A 13080-nucleotide genomic window follows, 5' to 3' on the forward strand; every position below is an offset into this window, starting at 1 on the left:
TCCTCCGCGACGACGGTGCTTGTCGTTCGCTAGTTTCTCGACATTTCAGGTTAGCGAACATGACTGAAAGTTGCCCCGACATGCGTGAGCATCCTGCTGAATAATCGTGATCGGGCTACTCTGGGCTGAGTTCTGTGAGGAGTACGGTGAAGATTCACAATCCCTTCCGCACCGCCCTGGTTGCGACCCTGGGTGTCGGCGTTGGCCTGCTGATCATCACCGCGGTGCAGGGTCTGTCAACGATCTTGCTCTACGTCGGAACTGCGCTCTTCTTGAGTCTCGGCCTTGACCCCGTGGTGTCATTCTTCGAGCGCAAGGGCTTGCCGCGGTGGCTTGCCGTGACCCTTACCGTCATGGGAGTTCTCGGACTGTTCGTTGGCGCGGTGCTCATCGTGCTGCCGATCATTGCCGAACAGATCGCGCAGCTCGTCGCGCAGGTGACGCTGCTCATCAATCAACTCAATCAGCAGGGAGCGTACGAAGACTTTGTCGCGCTTGCCAAAGAACGCCTGCCCAACCTCGATGTCGAGAAGGTGTTTAGCGAAGCGCAAAACTTCGTCATCAACAACCTCGAACTGTACGCCGGTGAGGTGTGGCGCTTCAGCCTCAATGTCATCGCGGGCGTTGCCGGCGCATTCATCGTGCTGATTCTCACGATTTACCTGACCGCCTCGACCCCGAGCCTCAAGGCCGCCGTTTATCAGCTGGTTCCGGCGTCGAAGCGTGAACGCTTCATCGACCTGTCAGACCAGATCACCAACTCGGTTGGCTACTACGTCATCGGTCAGGTGAGCCTTGGCATGATCAACGGCGTCTCGTCGTTCATCTTCCTCAACATCATTGGCGCGCCGTTTCCCGCGGTGCTTGCCGTCGTCGCGTTCTTTTCGAGCCTCATTCCGCTGGTGGGAACACTAAGCGGTTCGATCTTGATCGTGTTGGCGTGTTTGATCCCTGACTTCGGGTCGCCACAGACGGCGATCGCCGCAGCGATCTGGTACTTCATCTACATGCAGCTGGAGGCGTACTTCCTGTCACCGCGCATCATGAATCGCGCGGTGTCGATCCCCGGTGCCGTCGTCGTGATCGCCGCACTCGCCGGCGCTTCACTGCTGGGCTTGCTCGGCGCGCTGATTGCGATTCCGGTGGCGGCGAGCTGCCTGATCATCTATCGACAGGTGATCATTCCCAAGCAGAACGAGCGCTGACGTTACTCCGCCCACTCTGTCGGTAGCGGTAGCGCGTCGGGGTTAACGATACGCACGATCTCACCGAGCACGCGGCGCGTTTGTGACTCGCCAACCCACAGGTGCTTGCCGTCGGCGACGTTGATCAATTCGATCGACGGAACGCTCGCAAAGCGCTCGGCGGCCTCGGCTGGCTTGAGGTAGTCGTCGTGTTCGGGAATGAGCGCGACCAGGCGACGCTCGTCGCCCTCCCAAGCCGTAACCTCGTCTGCCGTCGCGCGGTGCAGCGGCGGGGACAGCAGAATCGCGCCGCGCACGTCATGATTGCGGCCATATTTCAATGCGAGTTCAGTGCCAAAAGACCAGCCGACCAGCCAGGGGTTGGGCAGAGCGCGGTCAGCCACAAACTGCATCGCAGCCGCAACGTCGTGCTGCTCAGCGACGCCGCCATCGAAGGCGCCGTCACTGGTTCCGCGTGGCGACGTGGTTCCGCGCGTGTTAAAGCGCAACACGGCGATGTTCGCGAGCGCCGGAAGGCGTGCGGCAGCCTTTCGCAAGATGTGGGAGTCCATGAATCCGCCGGCGGTCGGCAACGGGTGCAGTGTGACCAGCGTTGCCACCGGTTCCGCATTCAATGGCAACGCGAGCTCGCCAACGAGCGTCAACCCGTCTTCGGTGTGCAGCTCGATCTCTTCGCGACGGGCGGGCAGCTCACGCGGGCCACGAATTTCGGTCAACTGGTCCTCCAACAGTGCGAATGCCAATGGCGGCGCGCGGCGAGATCTGCCGCATCGCCCATGATTCCGTCAGCCCGCCACACCACGAGGTGCGCAACACCGACGGCAACAATCTGCGAGCACCCCGGGCAGGTGTACTCCTTGAGCGCCTTGGCTGGCGAAACGGGTTGCACGTAATATTCCAGCCCGCGTCGACTCTCGGTGCGCTTCAGGCCACCGAGAAAGCGTTCGAATGAATCGTCGTCTGTAGCTTCAGGACGACGGCGATTTGACCGTGGCATAACAACCGCTTACCACCAGTGGTTGGTGGTCCAGAACTCGTACGCGCCCGCCCAGCTGCCGTAACGACCCGTTGCGTAGCTGTTTGCCCACGAGAGGTTGACCACCGGGTCATAGCCGTTATCGACCTTGCTGCACGGGTAGATCTGCACCAGGCCACAGGCACCCGAGCTCGAGTTTGTGGCGTTCGGGTTCCATCCGCTCTCGCGGCCCACAATGTAGTCGACATAGCCCCAGTCGCTCGAGGCGATACCGGCGGCTGCCAACCACTCTTCTTTCGAGCCGCCGCCCGTGTACGCGGGTGCGGCGTACGATCCGCTTGATGCGGAGGACGACGAAGACGACGAGGTCGTAACCGGCTCGGGAGTCGGGGTCGGCGTCGGTGTGACGTACGCCTCGTAGCTGCTGGTGCGATCCAAGGCCGAAACAACCACAACGTGATCGACGGTCATCTGCTGGGCGCCAGCAACCGCGGCGTCATACAGCGACGAGTCTGCCGGCTGGGATTCGGGGGCGGAACCAGCAAGCGCGGCTCCGGCAGGAATCACGAAAGCGCCACCAAATGCCACGACGCCGAGGACGGCAAAAAGGGAGGCCATCGCACGCTTGCGCGACGGCTTGGCGGTCGCCTTGGGGCGAGCTCGCGGCGTGAACTGCACGTCAACGCTGTGCGGAGCGCGGTTCGTTCGGAGGTCTTTGCGATGGGTCACAGTGTTTCTAGTCTACCCGCGCTTACCTGAACAAGCCATCAGCGTGTCGGAGCGACCGCCAGCATGACCTCAACCATGGCGTCGAGCAGGGCATCAACCTGCTCTTCACGGTATCCGCGACGCTGCATTCGAAACGCCGCGGCGCGTACCTGCTCGACGGTGATCAATTGCCCGCGCTCGAGGAAGGCCGCGAGCTTGTCCATGACAATATCGACCTCGTCGACGCGGTACCCGTACGTGAGTATCGACGTTCGATCGAAGCGCTGCTTTGCCGGGCGCGACAAATGGCGAAGAATCTCTTCGGCCGATTCGCGGGCATTGTCTACCCAGACGCGAGCTCCCTCGCGACGCATCGCTGCGTCGCGCTCACGCATCGCGAATGCGTCTTCGATGCGCCCGAGCGCCCCGTCAACGTGTGCGATGGAGTATCCGTCTTTAACGAGCGGAAACGCCACCTCACGGATTGCTTGCGACGTCACAATGGGTGCGCCCTCACGGCGTTCGAACGCCGCCCGGGCCTGCGCGAGAAAGGCGTCGACCGCGCGCGGCTCGTAGCCCTTGTCGCGCCCCGTGGTGTGCGGAAAGACGGAAGCAGCCATTACGTACCTACCAAGGGAGTGAACCAGTAGCACAGCGCCAGTGTCGCGACCGCCGACGGCAGGATCGAGTCGAGACGGTCAAGCAGACCCCCGTGACCCGGAATCCACGAGCTCATGTCTTTAATGCCGAGGTCGCGTTTGATGAGCGACTCCCCCAGGTCTCCGAGGGTGGCGGTGATGAGAATGACGACGCCCATGATGAGGCCCGCCCAGATCGGCAGGTCTAGGACAAAGTAGACGAGCAGAGTGGCCGCGATGGAGGCGGCAACGGCAGCGCCGGCAAAACCTTCCCAGGTCTTCTTCGGGCTGACACGCGGAACCATGGGGTGCTTGCCGATCCAGACACCAACGGCGTAGGCGCCGGTGTCTGCGGCAATCACCACGATGACAAAGGTGAGAATCCAGGCTGCGCCGTTTTCTTGCTGCTGCAACACGAGCACCATGGCGAGCAAGAACGGCACGTAGAGCGGAATGAAACCGGCCGCGGCGATATCGGCAAGCACGTCACCGTACGTGCGCCCGTCTTTCGCGACCATCTGACCCACCATGCGCCACACGATGAGCACCGCAACGACGGCAAAGGTCATGACCCAGACTTGCCACAGCGCAGTCGCAAAGTAGCCGGTGGCGGCGAGCACCACGGCTGCCGCGATTTGCACCCAGACATCGACCTTGCGGCCGCCGGTCTCCAGCGCCCGCGCCAGTTCGAACGTTGCCAGGCCACTCACGATAATCGCGATCGCGGCGAACAGCGTCGGCACGAACAGCAGCGCGCCGAAAACAACGCCCGCCAGCACCAGCCCGGACGAGACCGCGAGAATGAGGTCGCGGCCCGTCCGTTGCTTGATCTTTTCGTTTACTTCTTCGAAGTGCTCGCGCGCGATCGCGACCTGGTCGCGAAACTCAGCACGGCGCGCTTCAAACTGGGCTCCGTGCTTGTGCTCGGAACCAGGGGCGTTGTCGTGCTGCGCGTCGAGCTGAGACTCGAGCGCGTCATCCTTCGGATCGGCGCTCATGGCTATCAGACCTCGAGAAGTTCGGCCTCTTTGCGCTTGAGCGCCTCGTCGATGAGATCAACGTGAGCACGGGTCAGAGCGTCAAGCTCCTTCTCGCCACGAGCGACCTCATCTTCGCCGACCTCGCTCTTCAGCGCATCCAGCTCATCCTTCGCCTTGCGGCGGATGCCACGAACGTGAACCTTGGCGTCTTCACCCTTGGACTTCACGAGCTTGACGAATTCCTTGCGGCGGTCTTCGGTCAGCTCCGGCATAGTGATGCGCACGATGTTGCCGTCGTTGGTCGGGTTGGCGCCGAGGTTCGGCATCGAGGTGATGGCATCTTCGATCGCCTTCAGCGCCGACTTGTCGTACGGCGTGACGATGATCGTGCGAGCCTCTGGGTTGTTGAGCGACGCCAACTGCGCAAGCGGCGTGGGCGTTCCGTAGTAGTCCACCAGAATCTTCTGGAACAGCTGCGGGTTGGCGCGGCCGGTTCGTACGGTGGCGAAGTCTTCCTTCGCTGATTCGACAGCGCGCTCCATGCGGCCACGGGTTTCAGCAATCACGTCGGCGATCATGCGGGCTCCAATCGGATAGGAAGAATCAAGTTCTCAGTCTAGTGGGCGCGAAGCTGTCAGCTTGTGACCAGCGTGCCGATCGGCTCACCCAGCAGGGCACGCGTGACGTTACCCGCAGGTTCCATACCGAAGACCCGCATGTTCATCTTGTTGTCCATGCAGAGGCTGAATGCGGTTGAGTCAACAACCTTGAGCCCTTGCTGCAGGGCCTCCTGGTAGGTCACGCGGTCAAGCTTGACGGCACTGGGGTCAACGCGCGGGTCGGCAGAGTAGACGCCATCGACGCCGTTCTTCGCGACAAGCACTTCGTCGGCACCGATCTCCAGCGCGCGCTGTGCGGCAACCGTGTCGGTGGAGAAGTAGGGCAAGCCAGCACCGGCACCAAAGACCACTACGCGGCCCTTCTGCATGTGGCGCTCCGCACGCAGCGGAATGTAGCTCTCGGCAACCTGGGTCATCTGGATGGCGGACTGCACGCGGGTCGCAGCCCCTGCCTGCTCCAGGAAGTCTTGCAGCGCGAGCGCGTTCATGACGGTTCCGAGCATGCCCATGTAGTCGGCACGTCCGCGGTCCATGCCGCGCTGGCTGAGTTCGGCACCGCGGAAGAAGTTTCCGCCGCCGACGACGACGGCCACTTCGACCGTGTCAACGACCGCAGCAATTTCACGAGCGATCTGGCTCACCACGTCGGGGTTTACGCCTAGCTGGCCGCCGCCAAAGGCTTCGCCAGACAGTTTCAGGAGGACGCGACGGCGTCCGGTCTCTTCGGTAGCCATGGCGGCTCCTTTCATCGCTTCGTACGGTTAGCGTCCGTTGTGGACGCGTGAAGAAGGGCCCGGATCGAATATATCGATCCGGGCCCTGTCATAAGTGTTACGCGCCGACCTTGAAGCGGGCGAAGTCGGTCACCGTGATGCCGGCGTCCTTCGCAACCGTTGCAACGGACAGCTTGTTGTCCTTCGCGTAGTCCTGCTCGAGCAGGGCGACCTGCTTGATGAAGGAGTTAACGCGACCCTCGACGATCTTCGGAAGGGCAGCCTCGGGCTTGCCCTCTTCGAGCGAGATCTTGGTAACGATCTCGCGCTCCTTCTCGATCTCGTCTGCAGGAACGTCGTCCTTCGAAAGGTACGACGGGTTTGCGAACGAAATGTGCTGAGCGATCGAACGAGCGGTGTCTGCGTCGTCACCCGTGTAGGCAACAACAACACCGATCTGCGGGGGCAGGTCCTTGCTCGTCTTGTGCAGGTAGATCTCGAACTTGTCGCCCGAAATCGTGCGCACCTGACGCAGCTCGATCTTCTCACCGATAACGGCAGCCGATTCGGAGATGACGTCGGCAACGGTCTTGCCGTCGATCGTGGCGGCCAGTGCGGCATCCAGCGTCTCGGCGCCAGCGGCAGCAACAGCGTCAACGACCTTGTCAGCAAGTGCGATGAACTTCTCGTTCTTCGCAACGAAGTCGGTCTCGCATGCGAGCTCGATCATCGTGACCTTGCCGTCCTGCTCGCGCGTTGCGACCAGGCCCTCGCTCGTCGAGCGGTCAGCACGCTTGGCGTTACCCTTGGCACCCTTGAGGCGCAGGATCTCCGTCGCCTTTTCCAGGTCACCGTCGGCCTCTTCGAGAGCCTTCTTGGTGTCGACCATGCCGGTACCGAGCTGTTCGCGCAGTGCCTTAATGTCCGCGATAGAAATGTTGGCCATGTGTGTGGCTCCTTCTGTTTCGTGTAGGCGGAAAGTTACTTGGACTCTTCGGCTGCCGGGGTCTCGACGACCTCGACGACCTCAACAACCTCGACGACCGGCGCAGCTTCTGCTTCGGTGCCCTGCTCGAGAAGCTCGCGCTCCCACTCAGCGAGGGGCTCAGCGTCGCCCTGGGCGTCAGCCGGCTGGTGCTTCTGGATCAGACCCTCAGCAGCAGCGTCAGCGATGATGCGCGTCAGCAGACCGACCGAGCGGATTGCGTCGTCGTTACCCGGGATCGGGTACTGCAGGTCATCCGGGTCAGCGTTCGTGTCTAGAATACCGATCACGGGGATGCCGAGCTTCTTGGCCTCGTCGATTGCGAGACGCTCACGCTTAGCGTCAACAACCCACATCGCCGACGGCGTCTTGGTGAGGTTGCGGATACCACCGAGCGACTTGTGCAGCTTGTCCAGCTCGCGCTTCTTGAGCAGGAGCTCCTTCTTGGTGAAGCCCGAAGCGGACGGGTTCTCGTAGTCGAGCTCTTCGAGCTCCTTCATACGTGCGAGGCGCTTGGAAACGGTCTGGAAGTTGGTCAGCAGACCACCCAGCCAGCGCTGGTTCACGTAGGGCTGGCCAACGCGCGAAGCCTGCTCGGCGATAACTTCCTGAGCCTGCTTCTTGGTACCAACGAAGAGGATGGTTCCGCCGTGTGCGACCGTCTCCTTGACGAAGTCGTATGCGCGGTCAATGTAGGCCAGCGACTGCTGTAGGTCGATGATGTGAATGCCCGAACGCTCCGTAAGAATGAAGCGCTTTACCTTCGGGTTCCACCGACGCGTCTGGTGTCCGAAGTGAACACCAGCGTCAAGCAGCTGGCGAATGGTTACAACGGCCATGACCGTTCTCCCTTTGTTTATGGCGCAAAAGCGCCGATTGCGGTTGTGCGAGCGGATGCTCAATTCCTGGCGCCCTGCACACACTCCCGCCTTGAAAAGGACCGTTGGGAATGTGCCACGTTGAAAACGCACTGGGCACGCGAAGTCACCCCGACAAAGCGAGGTGCTTTATCAGCATAGCAGGGTGAGAACCATTGGGATTCCTCCCCAAACATCGAATTCGGCGAGTTTTGCCCGGTTGTTCCGTCGCACTGTCCTGGTGACGCACAACAGCGCACCGTGGTGACATGACCTCGTCACGAATTTGTTCTCATCACCGGTCGCGCCTGCTCGCTGCGGTGGGGTTCATCGCGGCGCTCATCTTTCTCCCCGCGCCCGCCACCGGCGTTGCACAGCGGCCCGTGGTTCCGCAATCCATCCAGGCGGCGCACGCACAGTGGCGTTGGCCCGTCGCCGTAGCCGTCAGCATTAGCGTGCCCTACCAGCAACCCGAGCATGACTACGGGTCCGGGCATCGTGGAATCGATCTCTGGGTGGGTGACGGCGCTGTGGCAGGGGCGCCGGCGGGCGGAACCATTGCTTGGGTGGGCACGGTGGCCGACAGACCACTCGTCACGATTGACCACGGCAATGGGTTTGTCACGACTCTGGAACCAGTCGTGGCATCGGCTGAGGTCGGGAGCACTGTCGAGGCGGGAGAGATTGTCGGGTACGTCTCGACAGGCGGGCATGCGGCCACGGGCACATTGCACTGGGGTGTGCGCCAAAACGGGAGCTATATCAACCCGGCCTCACTGTTCAGTCGTATCGCGAGACCCATTTTGTTGCCCTGCTGTGAGGAATAAAGTCATTCTGCACACGCGGGCACAAATCCGCGCGGCTTGCGTTCAATTCCTGTGAATATAGTTCCTAGACGATGGAAGCGGCGATAACCTCGTGAGCGCCCGCACGATGTTCGACCCCCGAGAGCTGCCGGTCGGGATCGCGAAGACGGCGCTCATCGGTGGCCCCGTCTTCGCGATCTTGATGATGCGGATGCGAGGCAATCGCGCATGAGCGAAATTCATACACAGCGCGTGACCTTCACGCGCGGCCGCCGCCTGATCGCCGACGGGATCGATATCACCGGCCCGGCGGGTTCAGTGACCGCGCTTGTCGGCCCCAAGGGTTCCGGCAAGAGCACGCTGCTCCGCCTCATCGCGGGGGCGTTACGGGCCGACAGCGGGTCGATGTCGTTGGATGCGGAACCATTGAGCAGCTTGCACCGGCGGGAGCGGGCACAGCGGATAGCGCTGGTCGAGCAAGAATGGGCAACCGCCGATGGATTGGGCGGTCGCGACGTTGTGGCACTGGGCCGGGTGCCGCATCAAGGTTGGTTTGCCACGACCGCCGACGATGAGCGCGTCATCGCAAACAGCCTGACCGCTGCGGGCGCTGCTGATCTCGCCGACCGTGATGTCGCGACGCTCTCGGGTGGCGAACGCCAACGCATCAATCTGGCACGTGCGCTCGCGCAACAGCCATCACTGTTGCTGGCCGATGAGCCGACGAACCACCTGGACATTCGCGCGCAGTGGGAAACGATGACACTCCTGCACGGGCTCTCGCGCAACGGCATGACGGTGATCGCCGCGTTGCACGATTTGAACCACGCGGCGGCATTTGCCGATCACGTCGTGGTACTGGCCGATGGCCGCGTTGCGGCGGCCGGTTCGGCTCCGGAGGTGCTGACAGCCGAGACAATTGCTGCGGTGTGGGGAATCAGCCTCGAGGTCATGCGCCGTGCCGATAGCGATCGGCCGCTGCTCGTTTTTCCGTTGCTAGCGTGAGCGCCAGAACCGCCGCTGACGGATAACGACCACGGGCTGCGTCACGATGCCATCGACGACGAGCGCGCTGTCGGTCGGGCCAATCACCGGAATCGGTGTGGTGAGCGTGACCTCGACCGGGTCGACCTTCATGTGGGCGAGCTTGCGGTGCGCAACCATGTACGCGGGTACCAGCACCACAACAGCGCCGATCCACGCCATGGGGTTGCTCAGCGTCACGCCGAAGTAGCCGAACCAGGATCCGAAGATGACGGCCGCAACCACACGCATAACGAGTTCGATGATGCCGGTGATCGTCGGGATGAGCGCCTGCCCCAGGCCTTGAAGCGCACCACGCACGACGAAGAGCACGCCCAGAATCGCGTAAGTCGAGCCGTTCACGATCAGGAACAGGTGCGCCATCTCGACGACGTCTTCTGAACCCTCACCGATGAACAGGCGAATAAGCGGCACACCGAACGCGATCACGACAGCCCCGAGTGCGACAGAAGCGATGATGGCCATCCAGGTGGCCTGCTTCATTCCGCGGCGAATGCGGTCAGGGCGACGCGCACCGATGTTTTGTGCGGTGTACATCGAAACAGCCAGACCCAGCGATGCGAGCAACGCCGAGGCGAGGCCATCAACGCGAGCGGCCGTCGTGTAGGCCGCGACGGCGTCGGTGCCCAGCGTGTTGAGTGCGACCTGCACCGTCAACGTGCCGATCGCGATGATTGACGCCTGGAATCCCATCGGGAGGCCGAGGCGCAAGTGCTCGGCGAACTCAGCGCGCGTGACGCGCCAGTCTTCACGCTGCACCCGCAACTGGGGAACACGACGTCGAACGTAGTCAATGCACAGGATGACCGAGATTGCCTGCGCCACACCGGTGGCCGCAGCGGCACCGCCAACGCCCCAGCCCAGCGGACCAACCATGACGATGACGAGACCAACGTTGAGCACACACGCCAGCGTGAGGAATACGAGGGGCGTGCGGGAGTCACCGATCGATCGGATGATCGCCGCAAGGAAGTTGAAGAACATCGTTGCTGCACCGCCGAGGAAGCTGATTTGCGTGAAGATAGTCGCTTCAGCGATCAGCTCGGGCGGGGTCTGCAAGAGCCTCAGGATGGGCTCGGCGGCCAACGGCCCACCGATTGTGATGACCAGGCTCACGATGGCGGTCAAGATGGCGCCAGCGGCCACCGAACGGCGAACCGCGCGCGCGTCAGCCGCGCCATAGGCCTGCGCCGTCGGGATCGCGAAGCCGCTCGTCATACCCCAGGCAAAACCCAACAGCAGAAACAACAGCGCACCCGTCGCGCCGACGGCTGCGAGCGCGTTGACGCCGAGGTATCGACCGACGACGACAGCATCGGCGAACTGGTACAGCTGTTGCACGATGTTGCCCAGCAACAGGGGCACAGAAAACGCAAGTATGACGCGCCAAGGGCGGCCGGTCGTCAACGGAGTGGCCATGCAGAAACTCGCAAAGTGCAGAAGATGTGGAGCGTCGAGTGCGGCGCCGCCGATAATTGTATCGAATCGGTTCGATGGTTGGGAAGACGCTGGCTACGGAACCCCGAGGCAGGGTGTGAGGCGGCGTACCTCGCGTGGCGCTTACGCTCGCGGGTGCGCGAGCTTGTACACGGCGGCGAGACGCTCGCTCGAGACGTGCGTGTAGATCTGCGTCGTGCCGAGGCTCGCATGGCCGAGGATTTCTTGCACAGCACGGAGGTCAGCGCCGCCGTCGATTAGGTGGGTCGCCGCGGAGTGCCGCAGGGTGTGCGGGCCAACGTGCTCCCGGCCGGTGACCGGCGCAATTTCGCGCGAGACCACCTCATACACAGCGCGCGGCGACAGCTTGCCGCCACGCACCCCGAGAAATAGTGCTGAGGTTCCGCTCCCCCGCGCAACCAGCGTCGGCCGCGCTCGGGTGAGGTAAGCGTCGATGGCATCTCGTGCGGGCAACCCGAACGGTACAACGCGCTCTTTCGACCCCTTGCCCCAGACCCGAACGGTGGCGCGGTCGCGGTCGATGCTGTCGACATCGAGCCCGCACAGCTCGGAAACGCGGATGCCCGCGGCGTAGAGAAGCTCAAGCATCGCGTGATCACGCAGGGCGATCGGGTCGCCGTCTGAGGCGGCTACGCGGAGGCCCGAGAGCACTTCGTCGAGGCTCGTCGCCGTCGCTACCGCGGGAAGGGTCTGCGCCTTCTTAGGTGTCACCAGGCGGAGTGTGGGGTCGGCTGTCACGTGGCCGTGCTCGAGCGCCCAAGCGAAGAACGTACGCACCGTCGCGGTGCGGCGGGCGATTGTGGAGCGGGCGTCACCGCGTTGCGTGGCGTGCCATAGCCAGTCGCGCAATGTATCGACGTCAATGACCGTGATGTCGTCGTCTTCGAGGTGGGAGCGGAGGTCTCTGAGGTCAGCCGCGTAGGCGCGAATGGTCGCCGGGGAAAGGCGACGAACCTGCGCCAGGTGCGTCGCAAACGCCTGTGCCGCATCATCGAGCCTCATGACTCCATGATGCGGCACAGTGTTGCGCACCGCGTGGTGGCTGGCCGAGATTGACCGGCTTAGAGCTTGCGTGCCGAAACGAGGGCGACGACCGCGCCGACGGTGACGACGATCGCACCGAGAAGCACGACGTAGACGGCTGGGCCGAGCGCAATCTGGTATTCGACGCTCGTTGAAATACCGGCGATCGTCGAAATGAACAACAGAATCTGGCTGAGAATCGCCACCACGCCGGCAACGATGTATGACCATTTCGCGGGCTTCACGATCGCGAGGACAGCCACGGCGATGGCGATCAAACCACACACCAGAATGATCGGCCCGTCGGCACCCTCCGCCCAGTAGTTGAAGGAGTACGAGCCCATGCTGATGACGGGCAGGAAGCTCCCGATGATGGCGATCACGGCACCGATCGGAATGAGGATGAGGAGGCGGCCCAGCGCGCCGAGCTGTGCCGGGAATCCGGGCTTGTGCGCTACAGCGGCCGGCATGCCCATGAGCACATGGTGTGGCAGCTGGCCGGCGGCGACGGCGTTCTGGTAGTCGCCAGGCCCGGGCTGACGGCCGGTGTTCTGCTGGAACCATTGCGCCCAGGCGACTGCCTGCGGGTGCTGCAGAGCTTGCGGCTGCGCAAACTGTTGCGGCGCCTGGCCATACTGCGGTGCCTGACCGTACTGTTGCGGCTGCTGCTGGCCGTACTGTTGTGCCGGGCCTGCGAACGGCTGTGCGCCCGCCGTGCTTGCGGCCTGCCCCAGGTTGAATCCGGCGGGTGCCTGCGGCACGGAGGGAACAGCCGGTGCAGTCGGCGCCTGCTGCGGCGCGGCGCTCGCATGAATCATCTGCGCCAGTGCGGGCGAGCACGCGGGGTGCTGCAAAACATAACCACGGAGGTCAGGACGGTACTGCGCAATGTGACGCAACGTCGCGTCGTCGAGCGCCGGATTCGCGAGATCAGCGGCGGTGTACGTGGATGGATCCTGCAGGGCCATGAGGTCTGCCTCTTCTGTGTGATGCGACGCAGGCGCCAGTCTGCCTGCTGCCGTCAGCCTATCGGCTCCCATCCATTCCAGGACAGTGACATTTGGTGA

At 62.9% G+C, this 13080-nt stretch carries 15 protein-coding genes; 3 read left to right on the plus strand and 12 right to left on the minus strand.

What is annotated here, in order from left to right; translation table 11 throughout:
• Positions 1-146: 146 nt before the first annotated feature.
• Complete coding sequence (locus tag FVP60_RS01815; RefSeq protein ID WP_147824561.1) at positions 147-1205, plus strand: AI-2E family transporter; 1059 nt, start codon at positions 147-149, stop codon at positions 1203-1205.
• Positions 1206-1207: 2 nt separating this feature from the next.
• Here FVP60_RS01815 and FVP60_RS01820 read toward each other — a convergent pair whose 3' ends face one another.
• The 9 genes from FVP60_RS01820 to rpsB form a co-directional block, all read right to left on the minus strand.
• Complete coding sequence (locus FVP60_RS01820) at positions 1208-1921, minus strand: alpha/beta hydrolase (protein ID WP_187240528.1); 714 nt, start codon at positions 1919-1921, stop codon at positions 1208-1210.
• Entirely contained in the window at positions 1918-2202 is a 285-nt protein-coding gene (locus FVP60_RS13190; protein WP_147824563.1) for a hypothetical protein, read from the minus strand. Before FVP60_RS13190 ends, FVP60_RS01820 begins: the two co-directional genes overlap by 4 nt.
• A gap of 9 nt (positions 2203-2211) precedes the next feature.
• Positions 2212-2910: an aggregation-promoting factor C-terminal-like domain-containing protein gene (locus tag FVP60_RS01830; protein ID WP_246132422.1), complete on the minus strand. Its 699-nt coding sequence runs from the start codon at positions 2908-2910 to the stop codon at positions 2212-2214.
• A gap of 38 nt (positions 2911-2948) precedes the next feature.
• Entirely contained in the window at positions 2949-3509 is a 561-nt protein-coding gene (locus tag FVP60_RS01835) for a DivIVA domain-containing protein (protein WP_147824564.1), read from the minus strand.
• Positions 3509-4525 carry a phosphatidate cytidylyltransferase gene (locus tag FVP60_RS01840; protein ID WP_147824565.1) on the minus strand — a complete coding sequence of 339 codons (1017 nt, stop codon included), beginning with the start codon at positions 4523-4525 and terminating at the stop codon, positions 3509-3511. The genes FVP60_RS01835 and FVP60_RS01840 overlap by 1 nt, the downstream gene beginning before the upstream one ends.
• 5 nt (positions 4526-4530) lie before the next feature.
• Positions 4531-5085 (minus strand): ribosome recycling factor, encoded by a 555-nt coding sequence (frr, locus tag FVP60_RS01845; protein ID WP_147824566.1) that lies wholly within the window; start codon positions 5083-5085, stop codon positions 4531-4533.
• A gap of 56 nt (positions 5086-5141) precedes the next feature.
• Positions 5142-5861, minus strand: a complete 720-nt coding sequence (gene pyrH / locus FVP60_RS01850) for a UMP kinase (RefSeq protein ID WP_147824567.1) — start codon at positions 5859-5861, stop codon at positions 5142-5144.
• 97 nt (positions 5862-5958) lie between these two features.
• Entirely contained in the window at positions 5959-6786 is an 828-nt protein-coding gene (gene tsf / locus FVP60_RS01855) for a translation elongation factor Ts (protein WP_147824568.1), read from the minus strand.
• A gap of 35 nt (positions 6787-6821) precedes the next feature.
• Positions 6822-7664 (minus strand): 30S ribosomal protein S2, encoded by an 843-nt coding sequence (rpsB, locus tag FVP60_RS01860; RefSeq protein WP_246132423.1) that lies wholly within the window; start codon positions 7662-7664, stop codon positions 6822-6824.
• A gap of 287 nt (positions 7665-7951) precedes the next feature.
• Between rpsB and FVP60_RS01865 the strand changes: the two genes are divergently transcribed.
• Positions 7952-8509: a peptidoglycan DD-metalloendopeptidase family protein gene (locus FVP60_RS01865; protein WP_147824569.1), complete on the plus strand. Its 558-nt coding sequence runs from the start codon at positions 7952-7954 to the stop codon at positions 8507-8509.
• Between the two features lie 207 nt (positions 8510-8716).
• Positions 8717-9493 carry an ABC transporter ATP-binding protein gene (locus FVP60_RS01875; RefSeq protein WP_147824570.1) on the plus strand — a complete coding sequence of 259 codons (777 nt, stop codon included), beginning with the start codon at positions 8717-8719 and terminating at the stop codon, positions 9491-9493.
• Here the strand turns inward: FVP60_RS01875 and FVP60_RS01880 are convergent.
• From FVP60_RS01880 to FVP60_RS01890, 3 genes are all read right to left on the minus strand, one after another.
• The gene (locus FVP60_RS01880) at positions 9485-10951 is read right to left on the minus strand and encodes an MATE family efflux transporter (RefSeq protein WP_147824571.1); all 1467 of its coding nucleotides are present in this window, start codon (positions 10949-10951) and stop codon (positions 9485-9487) included. The two genes, FVP60_RS01875 and FVP60_RS01880, sit on opposite strands and share 9 nt — an antisense overlap.
• Before the next feature lie 141 nt (positions 10952-11092).
• Positions 11093-11992, minus strand: a complete 900-nt coding sequence (locus tag FVP60_RS01885; RefSeq protein WP_147824572.1) for a tyrosine recombinase — start codon at positions 11990-11992, stop codon at positions 11093-11095.
• 59 nt (positions 11993-12051) lie between these two features.
• Positions 12052-12981, minus strand: a complete 930-nt coding sequence (locus tag FVP60_RS01890) for a variant leucine-rich repeat-containing protein (protein WP_147824573.1) — start codon at positions 12979-12981, stop codon at positions 12052-12054.
• Positions 12982-13080: the final 99 nt, after the last annotated feature.

It is taken from the genome of Microbacterium mitrae (genome assembly GCF_008017445.1).
GTDB classification, from domain to species: Bacteria; Actinomycetota; Actinomycetes; order Actinomycetales; family Microbacteriaceae; genus Microbacterium; species Microbacterium mitrae.